The organism is Pseudomonas sp. NFR16 (assembly GCF_900108875.1).
Taxonomy (GTDB): domain Bacteria; phylum Pseudomonadota; class Gammaproteobacteria; order Pseudomonadales; family Pseudomonadaceae; genus Aquipseudomonas.
The window spans coordinates 137,400-159,910 of record NZ_FNYJ01000001.1; the positions used below are offsets into that span (position 1 = coordinate 137,400).

20 protein-coding genes are annotated in these 22,511 nt (G+C 61.6%); 4 read left to right on the forward strand and 16 right to left on the reverse strand.

Translation table 11 applies throughout. The features are described 5' to 3' along the window. Positions 1 to 96 precede the first annotated feature (96 nt). On the forward strand, positions 97 to 1,077 hold the full coding sequence (locus BMZ10_RS00665; protein WP_093458144.1) for an MBL fold metallo-hydrolase: 981 nt from the start codon (positions 97 to 99) through the stop codon (positions 1,075 to 1,077). Positions 1,078 to 1,164: 87 nt separating this feature from the next. Here BMZ10_RS00665 and BMZ10_RS00670 read toward each other — a convergent pair whose 3' ends face one another. The 4 genes from BMZ10_RS00670 to BMZ10_RS00685 all read right to left on the reverse strand — a co-directional run bounded on the left by BMZ10_RS00670 (position 1,165) and on the right by BMZ10_RS00685 (position 5,451). Then, positions 1,165 to 2,364, reverse strand: coding sequence for an MFS transporter (locus BMZ10_RS00670; protein WP_177182017.1), 1,200 nt, complete (start codon positions 2,362 to 2,364; stop codon positions 1,165 to 1,167). A gap of 92 nt (positions 2,365 to 2,456) precedes the next feature. Beyond that, the gene (locus tag BMZ10_RS00675) at positions 2,457 to 3,218 is read right to left on the reverse strand and encodes an SDR family oxidoreductase (protein ID WP_093458146.1); all 762 of its coding nucleotides are present in this window, start codon (positions 3,216 to 3,218) and stop codon (positions 2,457 to 2,459) included. Between the two features lie 133 nt (positions 3,219 to 3,351). Then, positions 3,352 to 4,203 carry an N-acyl homoserine lactonase family protein gene (locus BMZ10_RS00680; protein WP_093458147.1) on the reverse strand — a complete coding sequence of 284 codons (852 nt, stop codon included), beginning with the start codon at positions 4,201 to 4,203 and terminating at the stop codon, positions 3,352 to 3,354. Between the two features lie 120 nt (positions 4,204 to 4,323). Further along, complete coding sequence (locus tag BMZ10_RS00685; protein WP_093458148.1) at positions 4,324 to 5,451, reverse strand: alkene reductase; 1,128 nt, start codon at positions 5,449 to 5,451, stop codon at positions 4,324 to 4,326. Positions 5,452 to 5,691: 240 nt separating this feature from the next. Here BMZ10_RS00685 and BMZ10_RS00690 point away from each other — a divergent pair, with 240 nt between their 5' ends. Continuing rightward, positions 5,692 to 6,618, forward strand: a complete 927-nt coding sequence (locus BMZ10_RS00690) for a LysR family transcriptional regulator (RefSeq protein ID WP_093458149.1) — start codon at positions 5,692 to 5,694, stop codon at positions 6,616 to 6,618. Positions 6,619 to 6,756: 138 nt separating this feature from the next. On the opposite strand, the gene alc is transcribed toward BMZ10_RS00690, so the two are convergent. The 9 genes from alc to BMZ10_RS00735 form a co-directional block, all read right to left on the reverse strand. Then, complete coding sequence (alc, locus tag BMZ10_RS00695) at positions 6,757 to 7,752, reverse strand: allantoicase (RefSeq protein WP_093458150.1); 996 nt, start codon at positions 7,750 to 7,752, stop codon at positions 6,757 to 6,759. A 32-nt stretch (positions 7,753 to 7,784) separates the two neighbouring features. Continuing rightward, the gene (locus BMZ10_RS00700) at positions 7,785 to 8,468 is read right to left on the reverse strand and encodes a DUF1989 domain-containing protein (protein ID WP_093458151.1); all 684 of its coding nucleotides are present in this window, start codon (positions 8,466 to 8,468) and stop codon (positions 7,785 to 7,787) included. 24 nt (positions 8,469 to 8,492) lie between these two features. Then, positions 8,493 to 9,149 (reverse strand): amino acid ABC transporter permease, encoded by a 657-nt coding sequence (locus BMZ10_RS00705; RefSeq protein ID WP_093458152.1) that lies wholly within the window; start codon positions 9,147 to 9,149, stop codon positions 8,493 to 8,495. Further along, on the reverse strand, positions 9,149 to 9,808 hold the full coding sequence (locus BMZ10_RS00710) for an amino acid ABC transporter permease (RefSeq protein ID WP_093458153.1): 660 nt from the start codon (positions 9,806 to 9,808) through the stop codon (positions 9,149 to 9,151). Before BMZ10_RS00710 ends, BMZ10_RS00705 begins: the two co-directional genes overlap by 1 nt. Before the next feature lie 3 nt (positions 9,809 to 9,811). Further along, positions 9,812 to 10,456, reverse strand: coding sequence for an urea carboxylase-associated family protein (locus tag BMZ10_RS00715; RefSeq protein ID WP_093458154.1), 645 nt, complete (start codon positions 10,454 to 10,456; stop codon positions 9,812 to 9,814). A 21-nt stretch (positions 10,457 to 10,477) separates the two neighbouring features. Next, positions 10,478 to 11,095 (reverse strand): DUF1989 domain-containing protein, encoded by a 618-nt coding sequence (locus tag BMZ10_RS00720; protein WP_093458155.1) that lies wholly within the window; start codon positions 11,093 to 11,095, stop codon positions 10,478 to 10,480. Positions 11,096 to 11,103: 8 nt separating this feature from the next. After that, a complete protein-coding gene (locus tag BMZ10_RS00725) occupies positions 11,104 to 11,955 on the reverse strand; it encodes a transporter substrate-binding domain-containing protein (protein WP_093458156.1) in 852 nt (283 codons plus the stop codon). A gap of 229 nt (positions 11,956 to 12,184) precedes the next feature. Next, complete coding sequence (locus tag BMZ10_RS00730; RefSeq protein WP_093458157.1) at positions 12,185 to 13,063, reverse strand: MurR/RpiR family transcriptional regulator; 879 nt, start codon at positions 13,061 to 13,063, stop codon at positions 12,185 to 12,187. A gap of 104 nt (positions 13,064 to 13,167) precedes the next feature. Then, a complete protein-coding gene (locus BMZ10_RS00735; RefSeq protein ID WP_093458158.1) occupies positions 13,168 to 14,151 on the reverse strand; it encodes a LysR substrate-binding domain-containing protein in 984 nt (327 codons plus the stop codon). Between the two features lie 79 nt (positions 14,152 to 14,230). Between BMZ10_RS00735 and BMZ10_RS00740 the strand changes: the two genes are divergently transcribed. After that, complete coding sequence (locus BMZ10_RS00740) at positions 14,231 to 15,550, forward strand: MFS transporter (RefSeq protein ID WP_256214276.1); 1,320 nt, start codon at positions 14,231 to 14,233, stop codon at positions 15,548 to 15,550. A gap of 10 nt (positions 15,551 to 15,560) precedes the next feature. Continuing rightward, positions 15,561 to 16,484: a carbon-nitrogen hydrolase family protein gene (locus tag BMZ10_RS00745; RefSeq protein WP_093458160.1), complete on the forward strand. Its 924-nt coding sequence runs from the start codon at positions 15,561 to 15,563 to the stop codon at positions 16,482 to 16,484. Between the two features lie 77 nt (positions 16,485 to 16,561). On the opposite strand, the gene BMZ10_RS00750 is transcribed toward BMZ10_RS00745, so the two are convergent. The 3 genes from BMZ10_RS00750 to BMZ10_RS00760 all read right to left on the reverse strand — a co-directional run bounded on the left by BMZ10_RS00750 (position 16,562) and on the right by BMZ10_RS00760 (position 22,457). Continuing rightward, positions 16,562 to 18,010: a short-chain fatty acid transporter gene (locus tag BMZ10_RS00750; RefSeq protein ID WP_093458161.1), complete on the reverse strand. Its 1,449-nt coding sequence runs from the start codon at positions 18,008 to 18,010 to the stop codon at positions 16,562 to 16,564. A 61-nt stretch (positions 18,011 to 18,071) separates the two neighbouring features. Then, positions 18,072 to 19,010 (reverse strand): bifunctional Delta(1)-pyrroline-2-carboxylate/Delta(1)-piperideine-2-carboxylate reductase, encoded by a 939-nt coding sequence (locus tag BMZ10_RS00755; protein WP_093458162.1) that lies wholly within the window; start codon positions 19,008 to 19,010, stop codon positions 18,072 to 18,074. A gap of 24 nt (positions 19,011 to 19,034) precedes the next feature. After that, positions 19,035 to 22,457 (reverse strand): molybdopterin-dependent oxidoreductase, encoded by a 3,423-nt coding sequence (locus tag BMZ10_RS00760; protein ID WP_093458163.1) that lies wholly within the window; start codon positions 22,455 to 22,457, stop codon positions 19,035 to 19,037. Positions 22,458 to 22,511: the final 54 nt, after the last annotated feature.

Sequence of the window (22,511 nt, forward strand, 5' to 3'; positions counted from 1 at the left end):
CCGCGGCGCAGACTTTCTCCACGAGCGATTAGGCGCTCCCGTGGCGACCCCTGTCGCCGCCCTTGAAAGTCCGCAAAACGCTAAAGGAGAACCACCATGGCAACTTACCTCAATCATCCCGCGCCATACGCATCGGCATCCCTGCAAGGCAGCGTTGCCCGGCCACCGGCACCGGACGAGGGGCGCATCGGTCAGGCGGGTTTCGAAGAGCTCGTGCCCTCCCGTTACGCGCTGCGGATCGGCGAGATCGACGTGATGGTGGTGAGCGACGGCGTGCTGCCGCTGCCCACCCAGACCATGTCCACCAACGTCGACCCGGCGGAGCGCGCCGCCTGGTTCAAAGAGATGTTCCTGAGGCCGGACGCCTTCGACTGGGCACTGAACGTTTTGATCGTGCGCAGCGGTGAAAAGGTCATCCTCGTCGATGCGGGGCTGGGCGGGCAATTCCCCGGATTCCCCCGCGCCGGACAATTCCCCAAACGTCTGAAGGCCGCTGGCATCGAGTTGTCCTCGGTGACGGACGTGATCATCACCCACATGCACATGGACCACATTGGCGGCCTGCTCGTCGAAGACGTGAAACGCCAGTTGCGTCCGGACGTACGCATTCACGTGGCGGCAGCCGAGGTTGCGTTCTGGGAGGCGCCGGACTTCACGCACACGTCCATGCCGGAGCCGGTGCCGGAGGTTTTACGATCCACCGCCAGGCAATTCATCAGCCAATACGGCCACCATGTGCGCACGTTCGAAGACGCGTACGAAGTGGCACCAGGCGTGGTTGCCAAGGTCACCGGCGGCCACACGCCGGGGCATTGCGTGGTCTACGTGGACTCCTGCGGACAACGACTGACCTTCGCGGGTGACGCTGTGTTTCCCGTCGCGTTCGAGCACCCTGACTGGCAAAACGGCTTCGAACACGATCCAGAGGAGTCGGTGCGCGTGCGTGTTCGTCTGCTGCGAGAGGCGGCGGCCAGTGGCGAACTGTTCGTTGCGACCCATCTTCCATTTCCCTCGGTTGGCCGGATAGCCCACGACGGCGACGCCTTCCGTTGGGTCGCTGGCTTCTGGGACTACTGATCACTCAGTCGGTCTCGTTTCAGCTTCCGGTACTCGGTCGATAACGTGAGACGCCCGCACTGAAACTCAGTCTGTGAAGCGCCTGATTCAGGTATCGCTTGCTGACGTCGATGTCGGGCGGGGAAAGCGAACGTTGGATACCGCTATCGGAATGACGCAGGCCAGTGCGAGCAGCGAGCCCAGTGTGAAAGCGCTGTCTATGCCAAGGCGGTCGACCAACTCGCCCCCGGCAAACGATCCCGCCGCCAAAGCCACGTGGTAAACCGTCACCATCAGCGCCGACCCGATTTCGAAACGTTCCGGGGCGACGCGAAAGGTCCAGATCTGGATACAGGTCTGGATCGACGCGAAGGCTGTGCCCCATAACACTGTCGCCGCTACGCTCGCCAAGGGTTCGGCGCAGGTGATCGATGCGGCGGCAATCGAGCCTGCCATGACGATTGCCGAAATCATGTAGCTCGCGCTCAGGCGCCGCTGCGCCGCCACGCCCGCTGCAAATGTGCCGATGCCACCTGCTACGCCGCAAGCGGCCAGCGTCCAGCCCAGCTGGGACAGTTGCAGACCGACCTGTTGAGTCAGGAAAGGCGCGAGAAAGGTGTATGCAGCGAAGTGACCCGCTGAACCGAGCGCGCACGCCAGGTATCCCAGCGAAGCCTGGGGTATGAGCAGAAAGCGACCCAGGTCGCGCAGTGAAAGAATTTGCCGCATCGGCAGTGCAGGCAATAACAGGCTTTGTGCCAAGGCGACTGCGCCCGCAATACACGCGATCGTAATGAATGCGCAGCGCCAGCCCGTCGCGTCCCCAAGCATCGTTCCCGCCGGCACACCCATCACCGTGCCGACAGAAATCCCCATCAGGATGATCGTCACCGCTCGGTCTCCGGACCGTTGTGTCACAAGGCGCCGACCCACGGCGGCAGCGAATGTCCAGAAGCCCGCAACGCTTGCGCCCAGCAGCATGCGGCCCGCCAACAGCGTGAGAACGTTCGGCGCGAAGGCAACGACTGTATCGGCTATAGCGACCATCAAGCTGAGGGCCACGAGTAAAAGCCGGCGGTCAACGGCACGGGCAAGCAGTGAGGCGAATGGCGCAACCAGGGCGGCGATCATCCCGGGTGCCGTGATCATCCAGCCGGCGTGCCCGCGACTGATGTCCAGTTCGGCGGCAATGGGGTCCAGCAATCCGACTGGCATAAGTTCAGACGTCACGAGCATGAATGTGCCAGCCGTCAGTGACATCACTGAAAGCCAGTCGCTGCGCTGGACTGCTGTTTCCTTGACCTGCATGTGCATCCTCGGCGGCTTGGTAGACGGGGGCGGGTGATGTGGTCACAAAGGAATCGGGGCGAGCGGACTCCATGCCCCGATGATGGCGTCGCTCAGGCCATGGGGACCGGGTTGTCGACGAAAGATTGATTGAGCGCGTGAACCATCGCGTGCTCCTGGGAGCCGGGATTGTCCCGAGCCGCCTGTATCGACGCCACCACCACTTCCGGAATGTCCGTGGCGAGTCCTGCCATGGTTTGTTCGATATAAGCGTCCAGCGGCATGGCTCTCGGGTCGTCGCTCTTGTGGATCAGGTCGGTGTTCACCCACGGTGGCGCGATTTCCTGAACGCTCACGGAGGTGTCGCGCAACGCGAACCGTTGAGAAAGCGCGTAGGAGTGCAGAGCCGCTTTCGTCGCCGAATAGACCGCGTTGCTGGCCAGCGGTACATAAGCCACCACGGACGTGTTGTGAATGATGACCGAGCGGGGTTGTGATTTGAGCTGATCGATCAATGCGCTGGTCAATCGGATCGGCCCAAGCAGATTGGTGGCGATGATCGCGTCAGTGGTCTGATCGTCGATGCGCCCGGCTGCATCATCGAACGGCATGATCCCGGCGTTATTGATGACCACGTTGAGTGACGGATAACGCTCGATCAGAGTCTTCGAGACTTGCGCAATGCTGGCGGGATTGCTGATGTCCAGTTCGATTGCATCCATGCCAGGATTGGCGCGAGTGACTTCATCGAGTAACGCCTTGCGGCGGCCGGCGATAATGACTTTGTTGCCCAACTTGTGAAAAGCCTCTGCCAGACCACGGCCGATGCCTGAAGTACCGCCTGTGATGAGAACAGTGTTGTCGGTCAGTTTCATGAAGTTATGCCTTATGAATTGAGCGGACGAGCAAGTGCGCACTGTGGCACTCGCTCGTCAGCGAGGTCAGTCGAGATGGACAGTCTTGTCAGTGTAAGTTGCGTTGTTCAGCGTCTACGGCAATGACGGAAGTTCAATCGAGAAACAGTGGAAGTTTCGGCAGCTTTTGGTTGTCTTTCGGCTCATGCTGAATCACCAGGGTGGCATGGGTGCTGGCAATAATGTCGTCAAGCTTCTTGCCCGAGCTTATCGTTTGATCGTGATTGTAATTCCACGTCGGTACTTGATGGCGTTCATGGTTCTCAGTGAAGTGCCACTGATCGCCCGAGAGGACATACGGGCCGGCGTTCTTCAAGTTCAGCAACAGCGCCATGCTTCCAGGCGTATGGCCGGGCGTCTGTATGGTCTTGAGTGTACCGTCACCAAACAGGTCGACATCGCCATCGATGACCCTGACCCGCTCGCGTTTTTTACCCGAAATATGCGAACTGAACAGGTCCTCCATGATGTAGTGCTTTGAGGCCACCTTGGTGTCGGCCATTGCCTCAAGCTCTGCGCGCTGAATGATCAACGTAGCGTTGGGAAAATCGTTGACCTGGCCTGCGTGGTCGAAGTGAGCATGGGACACCGCGACGTATTTGATGTCGTCCGGGCGAAGGCCCAGATCGCCGATTTGATCGACAATGGTTCGGTCCAGTTTGGTGGTGAACGAACCTTCGGTGAGCGGGCCGGCCAGATATTTCTTAGGCAATCCGGTGTCCCACAACACCCAGTCTTCACCGTGCTTGATCAGATAGCAGGACATGACGATGTCATAAGACTGCCCTTTATAAAGACCGGTATCAGACATCAGTGATTTGTCGCCGAGGGTCATATGCCCGCAGTCGAGTCGGTACATCTTGAGTTCAGGCGCAGCGGCATAAGTTTGTCCCATGGCGATCAGGTACAACGCGCCGGCAGCTGCTAATGACAGAAAACGCTTCATGAGTAATATCCTGCTCGTTACGAAACATTGAAAAGAGAGAGTCGTTAAAGACACCGTGTCGGCGACACCGCCGTCATCAGCGTTTACCCGAGAAGTTCAGCATGTTCAAAGAGTGCGCGGTTACTGCGCGGCATACGGCGCGTAATCGATATACCCCTTTGCCGTTCCGACATAGAACGTTTCCCGGTCGGGTATTGTCAGCGGCCAACCATTTTTGAGTCGCGCGACAAGATCGGGGTTGCCGATATAAGGTTGCCCGAAGGCGGCGAAATCGATCAGTTCCGCATCGACAAGGTCTTGGGCCCGCTCCAGTGTCATGTCACCTGCAAGAATGAGTGCGGTGTCGCCCAATGCCGCCTTGCAACGCGTGAGCAAGTTGCGCAGCGACTGTTCCTGTTCGGCGCCTTCGCCGCCATTCAGGAAAAAATGAGACTGATCCATGACGTGAACATAGGCCAGGCCGCGCTCGCTCAAGCCGGCACACAATGCTGCGTACGTGTCATCGATCTGCGGATAGACCGGCATGTCGTAGAGCTGGCCGTAGGGAGAGATGCGATAACCCACCTTGTCTGCGCCGATGCGTGCACTGACCGCATCGACCACTTCAAACGCGAAGCGCAGGCGATCCTCCAGGTTCTGCGCTGAATAACGGTCGGTGCGATCGTTGACCAGAGGATTCATGAACTGCTCGAACAGATAGCCGTTTGCGCCGTGGATTTCGACTCCGTCAAACCCTGCCGTCATCGCATTTTCGGCGGCCTGTGCGAACTGCTCGACAATGGCCGCGACCTCTTCGGTCGCCAATGCTCGGGGCGTTGAAGTCTCGACGAATCCGGTTTTCCCGTCCTCGGTATAGGCATAGACCGTGGCGCCTTTGGCCGGCTTGTCGGTCGAGCTGACCGGCGCCTTGTTGCCTACTTGAAGGGATGTGTGGGATATCCGTCCAACGTGCCATATCTGAGCAAACATCTTGCCGCCAACGCTGTGCACGGAATCGGTGACAAGCTTCCACCCGTCAATTTGCTCTGGGCTATAGATTCCCGGGTTGTGGAGATAGCCGTGGCCTTCCCTGGAAACCGGCGTGCCTTCAGAAATGATGAGGCCCGCTGTAGCGCGCTGCGTGTAGTACAAAGCCAACTGTTCATTTGCAACCTCGTTGCGCGCTCTCGAACGCGTCAGTGGCGCCATGACGATACGGTTATCAAGCGACAAACCCTTGAGGTCGGCTTTTGCGAAGAGATTAACCATTGCCTGTTTCCTGTATGGGTGACACGGCTGATTGGTCAGGCTGTCGACCACACCAGCCGGGGGCTGGCAGTCGACTGGCTGACGAGTGAATGAAGTCTAGGGTTATGCTGGATACGCTACAATTCGTCCGTCCGGCAAAAGACTAATGCTGGAAAAGCATGTCAGCTGAAATCTTTCTGGTCATCTTGCGAGCGATAATGGTTCGTGGGGTCAAATCTCTGCTGCATTTTTGGGGTGGTCATGCAACTGAAGGCTCAGCGGTACCTGGCAATGGTCGCGACCACAGGCAGTTTCTCGGCAACGGCGCGGCACTTTCGCGTGCCGGCTTCATCGGTCTCACGGTTCATTGCCGCGCTGGAAGTGGAGGCAGGGCAGCAGCTGCTTTACAGGAACACCCGTGGCGTCAAACTGACCGAAGCGGGCGAGCGTTACTATCTGCAAATCCGCACGGTGCTGGAGCTGCTCGATGCTGCGGACGAAGAGCTGGCAGGCAACGTTGGAAAAATCCGTGGGATTGTCCGGGTCAACGCTCCTGCCACTTTCGGTCGATTGCATTTTGGCAAGCTGGTGACTGAACTGCGGTCTCTCTATCCGGACCTGATCATTGAGCTGACGGTCACGGATGAACTGATCGATCCGGTGAAGGAGGGCGCGGACATCGTCTTCCGGATCGGGCATCTGGAGGATTCTGGTCTCATTGGAAGGCGCATCTGTGAGCAGCGTCATGTCTTGTGCGCAAGCCCGAAATACCTGAGCCAGCATGATGAACCCCAGACGCCTGATCAGCTCAGAAACCATTCGTGTCTGGTCCACATCACAAACGGGGGCTCGGAGCGATGGTACTTTCGTGGTCCCGAAGGCGGACTGCCCACTGCGGTGGATGTGACGGGGCCTATTCGAAGCAACAACAGTGAACTGCTGTTGCATGCCGCTCTGGCGGGGGAGGGGATCGTTCTGGTGCCTTCCTGGCTGTTGAAAAGCGACGCCTTCAAGGCGCGACAATTAAAACGTCTGCTGCCTGGTTTCGAGGGGGCGGTGAACGCTGTGCCGAGTCAGATGCATCTGATTTCACCCGAGAACAGGCTGCGCTCACACAAAGTGCGTGCGGTGTGGGAATTCCTGATCGAGGCCATCGGGTCGCCGCCTTATTGGGACTCAACCTCGTAAAGCCCCAGGCTGCCCCGGTTGTGCCTGCCCGCAGCTAAGGCGCCGTCACGTTGCTGAACGTTCGTCGTGGGATGAAGGCCAATCCACCGACGCTGTGATTCTTCGGGCCAAACCGTCGCTGTTTCTCCCGGTCACGCGTTACCGCGCCGGTTTGCCGAACAAACGCAGCCGGCTGACGCCACCGTCCGGGAAGACGTTGAGCCGCACGTGGGTGACGGGGCCCAGCTTTGCCACCTCATCTGCGTAGACATGCTCGCGATCCATCTCGGTTTTCTGCGGTGTCAGGAGTTCTCGCCAGAACAGGCTTTGTGTTTCGATCTGGCTGTCTGTGCCGCCTTTGACGCAAGCGGCCTGAATCGAGACCCGATCCGGGTAGTTGCCTTTGTAGTGCAGCGTGTCGATGACCACTCGCTCGATTTCCCCGGGAACGCCGAGTGCGACGATCACCCAGTCGTTGCCAGGTGTGCGTCGGCGCGCGGTTTCCCAGCCTTCGGCCATGACCGCAGCACGGCCCGGATTGAGGATGTTGCCCATTTGTCCGTAGTGCTCGTCGGAGCAGGCAATGGCGCGACCGCCGTTGAGCGCTGCGCACAGGTCGACGGTGTCCGTGGCGCTCACCGCCGACCAGTCTTTGTGCGGCACGCCATACACCCGCAACCGCGCGACGCCGCCGTCGGGAAAGATATTCAGGCGCAGGTGGCTATAAGGCCGGGAATCGTCGATGGCATGGAGGTGGTGACTGTTGCCATTCAACTCGACGGCGCCGAGCACCTCGGCCCACACGGTCGTTTCATCCGGATCGCCGACAGCCAGGAAGCAGGCGTCCAGTGAGGCCGAAGGCGGAAAGTTGCCAGTGAAGAACGACGTGTCGATGTCCACGCCCTTCAGAGTGCCGGCCACGCCCAGGCGGATGATCGCGTGATCGTAGCCCTCGTGGCGTTTGCGCCGCGACTCCCAGCCGTCCATCCATTTGCCATTGTCATCGAACACATCGGCTTTGAAGACGGCAGGTGTGTGCTGGAACAGCCGGTTCACGTCAGCGAACCAGTCGTCGGTGACCGACAGCGCGACGGTGCCCAGTCGGGCGTCCGCCAGGTTGAGGTATTTCTCGAATGCGTGTTTGACGGTGTTCATGAATCACCCTGTTTCAGAAAGTAAGACGCCGGTCAGCGCTGCGCGGCCTTGACGTGATCCGGGACCCACGGGCCCTTGACGGCGACGGCGGCGAACGCCTCGTCGATGACCTGCAATTGCGCATCCTTTGGCGTGTTGTCGCCCTGGCCCTGAATGTTGACGATGTCCTGCGGGCAGGCCGAAAAGGCCACGAAGCAATCCATCTCGGCGCGCAGGGTGATGTAGTCACCAGGGCGGGTGACCGTCGGCAAGGTGGCCAGCGTAATGTTGTCCGGCTGCACTCGGATGTTCATGAAGATGTTGAACGAGGCAAGGTTGCGGCGCGGAGGCGTGACGCCCAGTTCCAGCATGCCTTCGAACAGGTTGTCGCTGCAGTTGCGATGATAGTGGGTGCACCCGAGCAACTCGTAGCGACGGCGATCGCAGGCTGCCATGAAGGTGTCGTGCACACCGGGCGAAGTGTCCTCGACCACGGTCAGGATCGGATGACGTGCGTTGGTGACGAAGCTGTCGCCGACCACCGGGTTCAAGTGCTGCGTCCATACGCGCGTGGCTTCCATGCACATGAATTCTTCGAGGTCGTAGGCGTTCCACGCCCAGCAGTCGACCACCTGGGTGCCATGGGTATTGATGACGCGCACCGATTGCCCGGCTTTCAGGCGCACGGCCTTGCCGTGGCCGGCGGGAATGGTAAGGGACGCGAGAGGGACAGACATGGACAGACTCCTGTTCAGAATGGGTCAGGCCGCACGATGGCGGATGAGGCGGCGCTCGAGGGCGCCGGCCGCGGTGTCGAGCAACAGGGTGATCAGCCAGTAGGCAATGGCGACCACCAGATAGATTTCGAGCGGGGCGTAACTGGTGGAAATGGCCTGCTTGGCGGCATACATGAACTCTTCCATGCCGACCACCGACAGCAGCGCGGTGTCCTTGACCAAACCGATGAGCAGACCCACCGAGGGTGGCAATGCCACCGGCAACGCTTGCCTGAGCAGCACGTGGCGCAGGGTTTCCAGGGGACTCAGGCCCAGCGCCGCGCTGGCTTCGTACTGCCCGCGAGCGATGCCGCCGAATGCTGCGCGCAGGACCTCACCCATGTACGGGCCGTAATACAGCGTCAGCGCGGTCACGCCGACCGCGGGAGAGCTCAGCGTGACGCCGTATTCGGGCAGGATGAAAAACAACAGATAGATCAGCACCAGAATCGGCAAACCGAGCACGAAGTCAATGTAGGCGCGCACCGTCGCGCGCAGCCACGGACTGCCTTTTTGCAGTGCCCACGCCAGCAAGGCGCCCAGGGCAAGCGCCGTGCAGGCCGACATCAGGCTCAGGTGCAGGGTGATCAACAGCCCGGCGCCGAGGTCCGGAGCGTTGTCGAGAATCGCCGACCAATCCATCAATGGCTCCTTGCGCGGTTGAAGCGCCTTTCAAGGCGGCGCGCCACTTTCAGCGTCGGCCAGCAGATCAGCAGGTAACCGGCCACCACCAGCGCCAGTACCGGGGTAGCCTGGTAGGTGCGGGCGATCACCAGTTGCCCGGCGTACGTCAGCTCAGTGACCGCGACCACCGAGGCCAGCGGTGTGGTCTTGACCACCAGGGTGAATTCGTTGACCAGTGCCGGCAGGCTGCTGCGCAACGCCTGCGGCGCCGACACGTACCACCACACCTGAAAATCCGACAGCCCGAGCGCGTGGGAGGCTTCGGTCTGGCCGTGGGGCAGGGTGCGGTAATTGGCACGCAGAATCTCGGCGACATAGGCCGCGCTGTTCAGACCGATTGCCAGCACTGCCGCAAGCAGCGGTTTGCCTCCCAGACCGATCAGTGGCAGCGAGAAAAACACGATGAACAGCTGCACGATGGAGGGCACGCCGCGCATCAGGCTGACGTACAAATGCCCGATGCCGCGCCACAGTGGCAGAGACCGCCCGCGCAACCACCAGATGACGTGACCCATGACAAAACTGGTGACGGCTGCCAGCACTGTGAGTTCGAGTGTCACCCACAGGCCTCGGACCAGATCCGGCAGGGCATTGAGCATTTGTGCGCTTGAGATCATCGATTAAACCGCAAAGTCGCTGAGGTCTTCGGCCACCAACAGTTCAACCGCGCCGGGGATGTCGTTGCCCGCGATGCCGGTGCAGCACGTGGACACCACGAAGAGCGTGTCCAGCACCACGCGGCAGGTGACTGAGTCACCGGTTTTGACCGTATTGGGCTGCGGCGACAGCGTGCCTTGCTGATCCAGTTGCACGTGCATGAACAGGTTGATCGGGTCCGGAAGTTTGGGCTGCTCACGGCCCAGACGGCGAAGCTCACCTTGCAGCGCTTCGACGCAGCCCGTTTGCCCGGCATAACCGTTGGCGGCGAGGAACGACGTCGTCGAGGCTGGCAGCAGCAGGTCGTGGCGGCCGACGCTGTCCTTGCCCAGCACCATCACCGGGCGACGACGGTTATTGACCATGCGCATGCCCGCGCCCAGCACGTAGGAATTGCTGAACACGCGCGTGTGGTGCACCGACAGATGCACGTCCGGCTCGGTTTCGCTGAAGCCGAACAGGCTCGCGACGGCGCCGTCGTTCAGCGCCGTGATGCGCAGCAGTTGCCCGCGCTTGACCAGGATCGAACCGGCAGTGCCCGCTGCGACGCTGACCGTTTGCAGGGGCAACGGAGCGCGGGTTTCGGTGGCGTCTTTCATTAACAGCATGGGGTACTCCTTGAAAGTCTGTCAGGCGAATGGCGGCTGATCATCGGAGATGACGATATCGATGGGCGTCACCAGCAGGCCGTTGCCGGGGATGATGTCCTGCGGGCATGACGACACCGCGCACACCAGATCCTTCAAGGCGCGGAACACGACGCGATCGCCTGCCTTGCTGATCGGGTCAGTGACTTGCATCCGGCAGTCGGCCGTCACCGGGCCGTTCTGAAACAGGTTGAAGGGCTCGGGCACGTTGACCGCTGACACGCCGTACTCACGCAGGCCGTCGTGCATGTTGTCCAGGCAGTTGCGGTGCCCGTCCACGCCGAAATCAACGCTGAAACGCGTGCAATCGCAGGCCGGGACGTTGGCGTCGTGCACGCCGACTGTGTCGTGCAGCACGTGAAGCAACGCCTCGTCGGCATTGGAGTACAGGCAGTCGCCGACGCTGAAAAACAGCGAATCCAGACGCCGGCGGGTGTGTGTGGGCGACAGGTATTCGTTGGCCTGACCGTTGACGATGGCGACGAAGTCGGCTGCCTGCTGGCCGTCACGATCGATCACGGTAATGAACTGGCCGCGGCGTACTTCGAAAGTCCGGCCATGCCCGGCAGGGACATGAACGTGGGTGGTTGGCGAAGACATGGACGTTCTCACTTGGCAGGGATGAAATCGTGGGAGGGCAGGTCGAAGGTCACGCCCAGGTATTGCTGCTGCAATTTCTGCAGTTCGCCCGAGCTCTGCATCGCAATGATCTGATCGCTGATGACCTTGTTCAGGCGTGTGTCGTCCTTGCGGGTCGCCCAGCTGATCCACTGACTGGTGCCCAGTTCGCCGACCTGACGCAGGTTGTCCGGGTGCTGCTTGAGCAGGCTGCCGAGAACGGTGATGTCGTCGAGGATGAAGTCGGCGCGTCGAGTCATCAGTGCCGAAAGGGTCTGGTCGACGCTGTCTACGCCGACGATCTTGATGGGCGCCAGGCCCTTGGATTTCAGCTCGACGTTGAACTGCTTGACCAGTTGCTCCGGCGCGGAGGTGGTCTTCACGGCGGCGCTCAGGCCAGCGAGGCTTTCCACTTTCAGGCCGGTCGGATCGATGCGCTTGTCGTCTGCGCGGGTCATTACAGCGTTCACGCTTTTGCCGAACGGGGCCACGAACAGCACTTTGCCGGCGCGCTCGGCGGTGACGTTGAGCGATGAGCCTTCGGCGTCCACCGAACCTGAAATCAGGGCCGGGATGATCCCGCTGAACGCCATCTTCTGGTACTCGACCTTGACGCCGAGGGTCTTGGCGACCTGCGCCATGATGGCCGGGGTATAGCCGGTGATCGCGCCGCTGTCGTCGGTGTATTCGTAGGGGGCGAAAGTCGGATCGATGGCCACGACCAGCGTGCCGCGTGCCTTCACGTCATCCAGTGTGTCGGCCAGTGACGTGGAGGCGTGCAGGCCGACGCCCAGCGTCATTGCGGCCAGAACGAGTGGAAATCCGGAGAACGTTTTTTTCATGATGGCGCCCTTGGGTGATGGGTAGACCCAAGGGGTATCGCAGATTCTGTGCCAGCATCGGCGTGGCGGCCCGAATAAAATCGCCGGCCCAGTAGAAACAGGGGTTTCAGGGAAATAATTCAAGAAACATATGTTTCTCAGGCTGAAACAGTTCTGGCGAGCTCGCGTGTGGCCTGCTCCGGGTTGGTGCGACGTTGCGCTATTATCGGGCCATTACCCGAAAAGAGGCTTATTCCAGCTCTTCCAGTTTCTGGTGGAGCACTTCGGCCTGGGCGAGATGGGTGGATTTCTCGCCTGCCAGCTCCTTGCCGACCAGCGAGCAGATCAGATTGGTGATGCCAGCGACACTGGCGTTGCTGTCGAACATCAGGCTGCCTTCGGTGTGGCAGCGGATGACCCAACGCGCAAGCTTCGCCGGCCTGCCGGTGAGCACGTCGGAGATGTACAGAATCTGCACGCCCAATCCCGCCATCACCGCCATGGCGCCTTCCAGCTGCGGCACGCGTCGGCGCAGTCCGATGCAGATCGCCACGTCGCGCTCGTCCAGTCCTGCCAGGTATTCGGCGAGGCTGTCGCCAGGAGCGGGCAACAAGAGAATGTCGCCACGCACCTGAATCAGATTGCTGCGAAACATCACGGCGATGGTCTGGCTATGACGAAAACCGATGAGGACCACCCGCCGCGCCTTGGCAATGGCCTGGGTCATGTGGGCAAGATCGGTGGGGGAGAGCGATTCGTAGGTTTTCGCCAGGTTGGCGATTTCCTGATCCAGATGATGCTGCACCAGCGCCTGAGGATCGTGGTCGGCGTCGTTCAGGTGCTGCAGATAGAGAGGGGAGCCGCCGCTGCTGGCTTTGCGCGCTTCACGTCGCGCCGCATCGTAGGAGTCATAGCCCAGCGCCCGGAAAAACCGGGTCGTCGTCGCTTTCGATACGCCGGCGCTGATCGCAAGTTCGGTCGCGGTCTGCATGGCGAGCTGGCCAGGGGACGCCAGAATGACATCTGACAGTTTCTGCTCCACCGCCGACATCTGCTCATAGCGGCTGCGGATGCGGCTTTCCAGTGAGGCCGACGGCTCGGGTGATCTGGAGATGACCTTCGATGACATTTGGGCGCTCCCCGGCGGGACAAAAGCGGCAGTGTATATAAAACACCTTTCGAAAAGGTACGGTGTTTGTGAAGGTCTTCGCGACGACTGCGCGGTCAACGGGTTCACGCAGACTGCAGCACAACCTCGTCTGCCGGACTCAGCCGCGTTATGGCATTTTCGCCTTGCTCGGCACGCTGAATCACCTCGCCAATGAAATGCCGCAGCCAGAGGTGATGGGCGTCGGTGTGTCGCGCGTTGTCCCAGACCATGAAGCAGCGATACGAGGGCACGGGGAGGGGGACCGGGCTGACCTTGAGCCCGATCATCGTGGCGTAGGCAGTGGCGGCGAAGGTCGGCAGGGTGGCGATGGCGCCGCTGGACGCGAGGGTCGACAGCGCGCCCGAGAAGTGGCTGAACGAAGCAATGACTTTGCGTGCGTAGCCGGCGCTTTCGAAGATATCGTCGATGAAGCCCCGACGTCCGTCATACGAGATCCGCACGTGGTCGGCGTTGAAATAGTCGTCGATGCTCAGGCTGTCGGCGGCGTCCGGCCGTGGCCGGAACAGGCAGGAATAAGACGAGGAAAACAGCACCTGCGATGAGAAGCGCGTATTGAAGTCCTTCGGTTCGCAGCAGATCACCAGGTCCATGTCGGCATCCTGGAGTGAGGTTTTCCAGAGCGTGCTGTTGGTCTGGTGAAACGCGAAACTGACGCCCAGGCCGTCTTGCGCCGCTGCGCTGACCAGCAAGGGCGCCAGGTAGCTTTCGATGTCATCGGACAAACCGATATTGAACACGTGGTGCGACTGCGCGGGACAGAATTCCAGCTCACCGGCGAGCAGTCCCGAGATCGACGTCAACGCTTCGGTGATCCTCGGCGCCAATAACATCGCCTTGCGCGTGGGCTGCATGCCTGATGCGGTGCGCAGGAACAGTTCGTCGTCGAAATGCTCGCGCAGACGCTTGAGCGCCGAGCTGACCGCACCCTGCGTGACATGCAGCATGGTCGAGGCCCGCGTTGCACTGCGCTCGGTCATCAGGCAGTGAAACGTGAGCAGCAGGTTCATGTCGATGCGAGCGATATTACGTACGTTAATCCGGCTCATCTTTTCTAATCGTTTGTCAGGCGGGCTTCATCGTTTCTAGTCTGATTTCCATCAACTGCACAGCGATGGGGAACGAGCATTGGACACGACACAAGAATCATCAGGGCGGAGCAAGATTCATTCCAGCGCCGAAGTGGACATGCGCAAACGCGCGGTTGCCGTGGGGATCGGCAACTTCATGGAGTGGTTTGATTTCGCCATTTACGGCTACTTCGCCGCGATCATCGGTACGCTGTTCTTTCCGTCCAGTGCCCCGGGCGTGTCACTGCTGTCATCGCTGGCGGTGTTCGCGGTGGGGTTCATTTCCCGACCGTTTGGGGCGCTGATCCTGGGGCCGATCGGCGATCGCCTGGGACGTCGCGCGGTGCTGATCATTACTGTGTTCGGCATGGGCATCTGCACCACGCTGATCGGGCTGCTGCCCACCTATGACGCCATCGGGATCCTGGCACCTGCGCTGCTGATTGCGCTGCGCTTCGTGCAGGGCATGATGGTCGGCGGAGAATGGTCGAGCGCCGGCATCTACATCGTCGAAAGCGCGCCCGCCCACCGCCGCGCCACGGCGGCAAGCGTGATCACCGGAACCGCAGGGTGCGCGTTCCTGTTCGGTACGTTCACTGCGGCGGTGCTGTCGAACGTGCTGAACGATGCACAACTGAGCGCCTGGGGCTGGCGCCTGCCGTTTGTCGCATCGATCGTGATGACCGCTCTGGCGGTGTACATCCGCCGCAAGCTGGGCGATACGCCGGTCTACGAAAAGATGGTTCGCGAGCGCGGCACCAACAGGGTGCAGGCGCCTGGCGCGGCGGTGAAGCGTCAGGCGTTCATCACCACGTTTGCGTTCTCCGCTCTGTTTGGGGTGTCGCTGTACTTTTTCATCACGTACGCCAACAACCACCTGGTGACCACGGTCGGCCTGCCTAAGAGCACGGCGCTGTGGTTGTGCAGCGTGTCGTTGGTCCTGTATTGCGTGGCGCATCCGCTGATCGGTCGGCTGAGCGATGCGTGGGGTCGCCGCCGTTTGTTGCTGGGCGCAGCCGCCGGGCTGACGGTGCTGGCGTATCCGATCTTTTTGTTGCTCAACACCGGCAACCTGGTGGCAATCGTCTTCGGGCTGACATTGCTGGGCGTGCTGGTGGCCGTCACCGCCGTGATGGACGTGGTGCTGCTGGTGGAGGTTTTTCCAGCGTCCATCCGCTCCACCGGCGCGGCATTGGGGCACAACTTGGCGCTGGCCATCCTGGCCGGCCCTGGTCCGTTCATCGCCGCGGCGCTGGTTCGCGAGTTCGGCAACCCGGACCTGCCGGCGGGTTATCTGGCGGCGGTCTCGCTGATCTGCCTGCTGGTGCTGTGGCGCACCCTTCCCGAAACCAAAGACAAAGACATCACCCAATACTAGGAGCGATACCATGCGAGTGGCAGTTATCCAGGCAGCCTCGATTCCCGATGACGCGGCAGCCAGCGTCGACAAAGCTTGCGACATCCTGCGCCGTGTGGCCGGGCAGGGTGCCCGGCTGGCGGTCTTCCCCGAGGCATTCATCGGTGGTTATCCCAAGGGAACAGGCTTTGGCAGCGTGGTGGGTAACCGCAGCCTGGCCGGGCGTCAGCAGTATCACGACTACGTCCAGGGCGCGGTGACCCTCGACGGTCAGGAGTTGCGCACGCTGGCCGCCGGCGTCGACGAGACCGGCGTGATCTGCGTGGTCGGCATCATCGAGCGCTTTGGCCGGACGTTGTATTGCACGGCCGTCACCCTGGTTCCCGGTCAGGGCATCGCGGGCTACCACCGCAAGCTGATGCCGACCGGGCAGGAGCGCATCATCTGGGGGTTCGGCGATGGTTCGACGATCGACGCCGTGCCCACAGAGTTGGGTGTGCTGGGCAGCGTCATCTGCTGGGAAAACTACATGCCCGCCTTGCGCCAGGCGATGTACGCCCAAGGCGTGCAGCTTTACTGCGCGCCGACCGCCGACGACCGACCGTCATGGCCCAGCTCGATGGTCCACATTGCCCTCGAAGGCCGCGTGTTCGTCTTGTCGGCGTGCCAGGCGATCAAGCTCGACGCCTACTCCGAGGCGCACCAGGCGGCCTTCAGCCTCGACTTCAAGGCCGACGACTACATCATGCGCGGCGGCAGCATGATCGTCAGCCCGCTGGGTGAAGTGCTGGCCGGCCCCAGCTACGATTGCGAGACCGAACTGTATGCAGACCTGGACATGAGCCAACTGAGCAAGGGCAACCAGGACTTCGATGTCTGCGGTCACTACGCGCGGCCGGATGTCTTCGAGCTGAAAGTGAACGTGCAACCGATGAAGGCGGTGACATTCAGCTGAGCAGGGTCCACGGCGGCGCCGGCAGACGATGCCGGGCCGCCTGTGCGCCGCCGGCGGCCTCGGCCCTCACAGGCCTTTCAAGGCGTCGGCATCATCGGCGGTGTGTAAGCCAGTGTCATGGAGAACGCCCAGAGCATCAGCAGCACCAGCGGGGTATGCACCAGCAATTGAGTGAAGGTGAAGCCCACCACGTCCCGCGCCTTGATGCCCAGAACACCCAGCAACGGCAGCATCCAGAACGGGTTGATCAGGTTGGGCAGCGCCTCGGCCGCGTTATAGACCTGCACCGCCCAGCCCAGATTGACATGCAACTCATTGGCCGCTTGCATCACATACGGCGCCTCGATGATCCACTTGCCACCGCCGGAAGGAATCAGGAAACCGAGTACCGCCGAGTAGATGCCCATGACCACCGCGAAACTGTCGCTGTCGGCAATGGCCACGAACAGCGAAGCGATGTGGTGCGACAAGGTCACGCCATCGACGCCTTGTGCCTTGGTCATCATGAACGCAATGGCCCCGTATAACGGGAATTGAATGAGCACCCCCGCGACCGAAGGCACTGACTTGGCGATGGCATTGAGAAAGCGCTTGGGGCGCCAGTTCAGCAGCATGCCCAGCATCAGGAACAGGAAGTTGTAGGTGTTCAGCGATGAGATCGCGAAAATCGGATCCTTGGTCGAGAACTCGTTGAACAGCCATATCGCTCCCAGTGCCACCAGCAATAAGGTGAGCACCGGACTGTACTCCAGCCATTCGCCGGGCCGCCGAGGACCTTCGGCGGCTTCATCGGTCACGCTGAGGTCGACGCCCATGTCCTGAGCCGTGCGTGCGCGGTTGCCGGTCGGCGTGGAGAACCAGGCCACCAGCAATGACACCACGATCAACACCGCCGCCATGGTCATCGACTGCCAGAGGAAGATGGTTTGCGAGAACGGGATGACGCCGGTGATATCCAGCAGAGACTTGGGCAGGCTGGCGGGGTTGGCCTGCAGTTGCGCCGCCGCCGAACTCAGCCCCAGCGCCCACGTGGCGCCCATGCCCAGATACGCCGCGGCACTGGCAGCGCGATAGTCCATGGCCAGGTCTGTGCGGCGGGCGATCGCGCGAACCAGCAGTCCGCTGAAAATCAGGCTGATTGCCCAGTTGAACAGTGACAGCCCCATGCTGATGAAGGCGACGAAGGTCACCGCCGCACGCGCCGATTTTGGCAGCGCAGCCAGTTTCTCGATCAATGCCGAGGCGGGCGGGGAGACCGCCACGACATAGCCGGAAATCGCCACCAGCGCCATCTGCATCGTGAACGGGATCAGGCTCCAGTAGCCGTCTCCGAATGCGCCCGCGACGGACTTCACCGAAGCACCGGTGGCGAGCGAGCCCAGCGCGACCAGCACCACGGCAATGGCTGCGAATATGTAAGAGTCGGGAAACCAGCGCTCCGACCAGTTCGATACACCAACTGCAATTCTTTCAAAAAAACCGAGGCTTTCTCTGGCCTCACCGGGGTGCAATACAGACGCTTTCATAATGTCTTCCTGAAGGTTCGGGGCGGAAGGCAGCAAGGGAAAATGACGCGCAGATTTCTGATTATTGTGAGCGTTGAACGTAAACCAGTTGAGCAGCCGCCAGGTCCTCCAGGGCCGTGCCGACTGCTTTGAAAACCGTAATGTGCTGATCGTCGATGCGGCCCGGGCTGCGTTCCTTGCACAGGCTCGCCAGATCAGCGCGGATGTCTTCCTTGCGCAGCACGCCGCTTTGCAGCGGGCTGAGCAGATCACCCGCTTTCATGGGCGCTTCATCGGTATCGATGAACACCTCGGTGCCATCGAAACAGCCGTCATCGCTCTCGCGCATCTGGGGGGTGAAGCCACCGATCAGGTCCAGATGAGTGCCGGGCTTCAACCATCGGCGCTCGATGAGCGGCGCTGTCGACAACGTCGCGCAGGTCACGATGTCGGCCTGCTCGCAGGCAGCTGCCAGGTCATCGACCGCCCGGGCCTGGAAACCATCCTGCTGCAGTTGATCGACCAGCCGCGCGGCCTGCGCCGGGTTGATGTCCCACACCGCCACCTGCTGGATCGGGCGAACCGTGCGATAGGCATAAGGCAACAAACTTGCCACCCGGCCTGCGCCCACGACCAGCAGTGAAGAACAATCGCTTCTGCTCAGGTAGGTGGCCGCCAGGGCCGAGGCTGCCGCGGTGCGTCTGGAGGTGATTTCGTTGCCATCGATCAACGCCAGTGGCGCGCCGGTCGTTGCGCTGTGCAACATGTACGTGGAATGCAACCCGGGCAAGCCTGCGGCGGCGTTCTGCGCAAAAATGGTCACGGTCTTGATGCCCAGAAAGCCCTGGTTGTTCCAGGCAGGCATCAACAGCATGCAACCGGGCGCCGATGACTCAGGGTGAATGGCGTGGTTATGGCGCAGCGGCACGTGCACCTCCTCGCGGAAGGCCTCTTGCAGGGCGGGAATGAGGCGGTCGAACGGCAGCAATGCGCGTGTTTTTTCAGCATCAATGATCAGCATGGTTCACCTGGGATTTCACACATATCAAGCATCCAGCGTCAGGGCGCTGGACGGGATGGCCTGGCAGGCCAGGCACGTCGATGGGGTGTCCGGTTCCTGTCCGTGCAGGTGCATGACCTGGCCGTGCTGCACGGTGACAGCGCAACTTTCGCACTGGCCCACGCGGCAGCCGCTGGGCAGGCGCACGCCCAGCTTCTCCGCGAAGGTGAGCAGCGAACCTTCATCGGATGACCAGCGCGCGATGATGCCTGACCGGCTGAACGTCACCTCGTGGGACTGGCCGGGCGTGATGACCGGCTTGACCGGCGATTTGAAGGCTTCCTGCTGGATGTCGAAGCGCGGCACCCCGCGTTCGAGCAAGGCAGCACCGACTTCAGCCATCATAGCGTCCGACCCGCACAGGTAGATCAAGGGGCGCTGACGCAGCAACGCCTTGGGTATGTGGTCGGCGCTGACCCGCGCAGCCACGTCGTAGTCTTCGCCCTGGCGGTCTGACGCGGAGGGAAGGCTGTAGAAATTGACGATTTTCACGTTGGGCAGCGTCTGCGCCAACGCCCTGAGCCGCTGTTTGAAGGCGTGGTATTCGCCGTTGCGATTGCCGTAAAGCAGCAGAATATTCGGCGTCTGCGGCTGGTCTTGCAACGATTCCAGCAGGTTCAGGAACGGGGTGATGCCGATGCCTGAGGCGACCAGCACCAACGGTCGGCGACTGTGCATCGGCAGGATGAAATGCCCCGATGGCGGGTGAGCCATGAGTCGGTCGCCGACCTTCAGTTGATCGTGGATGAAACCTGAGCCCAACCCGAGCATGGCCATGCCCTGGCTGTCGGTCGCCACTGCCCGGCGCACTGAAACCTGATAAGCACGGCGCCCTTGCAGGTGAGCACGGCCGGTCAACGAGTAGGAACGCAAGGAGGGCTCATCGGGGGTGTTCAGCTCGAGGGTGATGTGCTGGCCGGGTTCAAAATCCGGCACCGTGCCGCCGTCGCTGGCTTCGAAGCTGACGGTGGTGACGTCCGCGGCCTCCGGTGTGAGCGCTGTGACGGTGAACGGGCGCAACCCCTCCCAACGGCTAGCAGCATCATTGAGCGTGTCCCGTTGCACGGTGCAACGGTATGCGCGCAGAGGCGAAGAACCGCTGATGGGATCAAAGGCGGCGTCGCTGACCAGGCTGTTGAAGTTGCTGCTGTGGGTGCTCAGTACCGGCAGCTCGTTCTGCCCCAGGGCTTCACACCGTTGCCACCAGCCGTACTCGCCGACCACAACCGAGGGGTGCAAGCCGTCGACGATGCTCGCGCAGAATTTCGCCTGGCCGCTGTCTGTCGTCACCACCAGGGTGTCGCCGTTGTCGACGTGTTCTTGCCTGGCCAGCTCGGCGGATATTTCCAGCACCGGGTAAAGCGCTTTGCGCCGCAATGACGCCAGACTGCGGTGCTGGCTGTGGCAGAAGTAGCCGTTCTTGGCCGAGGTCAAGACCAGCGGAAAGGCGCGATGCATGGCTTCCTTGCGTGGATCGTTGGCGGACGCGCGGGGCAGGGGACTGTAGCCATGACGCAGCAGTTTTTCGGAGTACAACTCGACCAGCCCGGTCGGCGTGTTGAACGCCCGGTGCCGTGGCTTAGCAGCGTATTTGCGCTGCACATCGGGGGTCTCGATGGACACGCCGCGAGGGTCGCGGCGCAGTTGCTCGACGGTCAGGCCCAGCGGCTCAAGCATGTGGTTCCAGCCTGCTTCCAGTGAGCCGCCGAAGAAATCCCCGGCCATGCCCAGGCGGGTTGCGAGGTCGAACACGATGTCGCTGTCCGAGCGCGAATCGCCGCGGGGCGACACCATGCGCTGGCGCAGTTGAACCCGCCGATCGGCCTCGGCGGAAATCTCGAAACCGATGCGCAGGCCTTCGCGCTCCCACGGCGTGTTCACCGGCAGAAAGATGTCGGCATAGCGCGCGCTGGGCGATTCGAACAGGTCGCAGTGCACATAGAAATCGAGCTTCTGCAGCGCCTGCGCGCCCAAGTGAACATCGGGCTGGGAGAGCAGGAGGTTAGTGCCGAACGCCACCAGTGTGCGTATGGCGTAGGGCTTTTCGTGGACGATGGCCTGGTACACGTCCCGCGCCGTGACCCAGCCCTGAGAAGGCGGCCCCAGCGGTCGCTCGCCGAGACCCAACGCCTTGGCGCGTTGCTCGGGAGCCAGCAAATCGAACGACATCACCGGGTTGTAGGGCGGCTTCTGATAGATCCGGTTGCCGCCGTCGCGGTCGAAGCTGCCGGTCAGGGCGTACAGGCACGCGATGGCCCGATCGGTCTGCGATGCATTGTCCTGCTGACCCACGCCAGACCAGGCATGGAACGCGACGCGCGACGACGATCCGATCAAGGCCGCGGCCTGCTCAAGTTGCGTCACAGGCACGTGGGTCAGGGCCTCCACCCGCTGCGGCGTGTACAGCGCGCACTCACGGGCGTACAACTCGAACACCGGGGAGCATTCCAGCGGCGTGTCCGCGTCCCGCACATTCAGGCTGTACGTTCCGCGCACTGCGGCCTGCTCAAGCGAAGTCGCGGTCATGGCCGAGGAAGCTTTAGGGGCATTGTGGACGGTGTCCCACACCACGTAGTCCTGGTCACCGGTGATACCGATGTCCGCACAACGCAGGAAGTGGCCGTTATCGGCACGCACCAGCAGCGGCGCGTTGCTCCATTGACGAACGAAGGCCTGATCGAACGTGTCATTGGCGATCAGCAGGTTTGCCAGGCCCATCGCCAACGCCAGATCAGTCCCCGGGCAGACCCTAAGCCAACTGTCCGCCTGGCCGGCCAATGCAGTCTTGCGCGGGTCCACGACGATCATCCGCGCCCCGGCAGCCACACCCGCGCCGATGGCTTCGGCCTGGGCCAACCAGGTATTGGTGGGGTTGTGGCCCCAGAGCAGGATTACTTCTGCGCGGCGGTAATCGGCCGTGGGCATGCCGCAGCCGAAGGTGAACGCGTGAGCATGGTCTTTGTGCCAGTTGCAGATCTCGGTGGCATAGCAGGTGTTCGGGCTGCCGTACAACCGGATGAAGCGCTCGATCCAGTCGATGCTGTCGCTCAAGGGCGTGCCGCTGGGGGTGGTCACGGCAAAGGCGACAGACTCGGCGCCCCGTTCGCGCCGTGCCTGCTCGAGGCGCTCGGCGACTTCGCTCAATGCCTGTTCCCAGGAAATCACTTCCCAGCCAGGATCCGGGTGGTTCTTCGGCTGGGTGCGGCGCATGGGAAACAGCTGCCGATCGGCGCTGTGCAACAACTCGGGCGCCGCTTTGCCCTTGAGACACATTGCCTTGCCCGTGGGGTGCTCGACGTCAGGGCGAACTTCGATCAGCCGGTCGTTCTCGACGGTGTTGATCGTTCCGCAGCGAGAGCGGCAAAGGGTGCAATAGCCCGCCTTGTCTTGCCGTTGAGTCACGTTCATTGCCGACCTGCTCTTGGAAAATCTCTGGGGGAGATGGTATTACTCCGGCTGATC

Bases quoted from the DNA above. Each gene is read 5' to 3' on its own strand.
- BMZ10_RS00665 (WP_093458144.1), top strand. From the start codon at position 97: ATGGCAACTTACCTCAATCATCCCGCGCCATACGCATCGGCATCCCTG.
- BMZ10_RS00670 (WP_177182017.1), bottom strand. From the start codon at position 2,364: ATGCAGGTCAAGGAAACAGCAGTCCAGCGCAGCGACTGGCTTTCAGTG.
- BMZ10_RS00675 (WP_093458146.1), bottom strand. From the start codon at position 3,218: ATGAAACTGACCGACAACACTGTTCTCATCACAGGCGGTACTTCAGGC.
- BMZ10_RS00680 (WP_093458147.1), bottom strand. From the start codon at position 4,203: ATGAAGCGTTTTCTGTCATTAGCAGCTGCCGGCGCGTTGTACCTGATC.
- BMZ10_RS00685 (WP_093458148.1), bottom strand. From the start codon at position 5,451: ATGGTTAATCTCTTCGCAAAAGCCGACCTCAAGGGTTTGTCGCTTGAT.
- BMZ10_RS00690 (WP_093458149.1), top strand. From the start codon at position 5,692: ATGCAACTGAAGGCTCAGCGGTACCTGGCAATGGTCGCGACCACAGGC.
- alc (WP_093458150.1), bottom strand. From the start codon at position 7,752: ATGAACACCGTCAAACACGCATTCGAGAAATACCTCAACCTGGCGGAC.
- BMZ10_RS00700 (WP_093458151.1), bottom strand. From the start codon at position 8,468: ATGTCTGTCCCTCTCGCGTCCCTTACCATTCCCGCCGGCCACGGCAAG.
- BMZ10_RS00705 (WP_093458152.1), bottom strand. From the start codon at position 9,149: ATGGATTGGTCGGCGATTCTCGACAACGCTCCGGACCTCGGCGCCGGG.
- BMZ10_RS00710 (WP_093458153.1), bottom strand. From the start codon at position 9,808: ATGATCTCAAGCGCACAAATGCTCAATGCCCTGCCGGATCTGGTCCGA.
- BMZ10_RS00715 (WP_093458154.1), bottom strand. From the start codon at position 10,456: ATGCTGTTAATGAAAGACGCCACCGAAACCCGCGCTCCGTTGCCCCTG.
- BMZ10_RS00720 (WP_093458155.1), bottom strand. From the start codon at position 11,095: ATGTCTTCGCCAACCACCCACGTTCATGTCCCTGCCGGGCATGGCCGG.
- BMZ10_RS00725 (WP_093458156.1), bottom strand. From the start codon at position 11,955: ATGAAAAAAACGTTCTCCGGATTTCCACTCGTTCTGGCCGCAATGACG.
- BMZ10_RS00730 (WP_093458157.1), bottom strand. From the start codon at position 13,063: ATGTCATCGAAGGTCATCTCCAGATCACCCGAGCCGTCGGCCTCACTG.
- BMZ10_RS00735 (WP_093458158.1), bottom strand. From the start codon at position 14,151: ATGAGCCGGATTAACGTACGTAATATCGCTCGCATCGACATGAACCTG.
- BMZ10_RS00745 (WP_093458160.1), top strand. From the start codon at position 15,561: ATGCGAGTGGCAGTTATCCAGGCAGCCTCGATTCCCGATGACGCGGCA.
- BMZ10_RS00750 (WP_093458161.1), bottom strand. From the start codon at position 18,010: ATGAAAGCGTCTGTATTGCACCCCGGTGAGGCCAGAGAAAGCCTCGGT.
- BMZ10_RS00755 (WP_093458162.1), bottom strand. From the start codon at position 19,010: ATGCTGATCATTGATGCTGAAAAAACACGCGCATTGCTGCCGTTCGAC.
- BMZ10_RS00760 (WP_093458163.1), bottom strand. From the start codon at position 22,457: ATGAACGTGACTCAACGGCAAGACAAGGCGGGCTATTGCACCCTTTGC.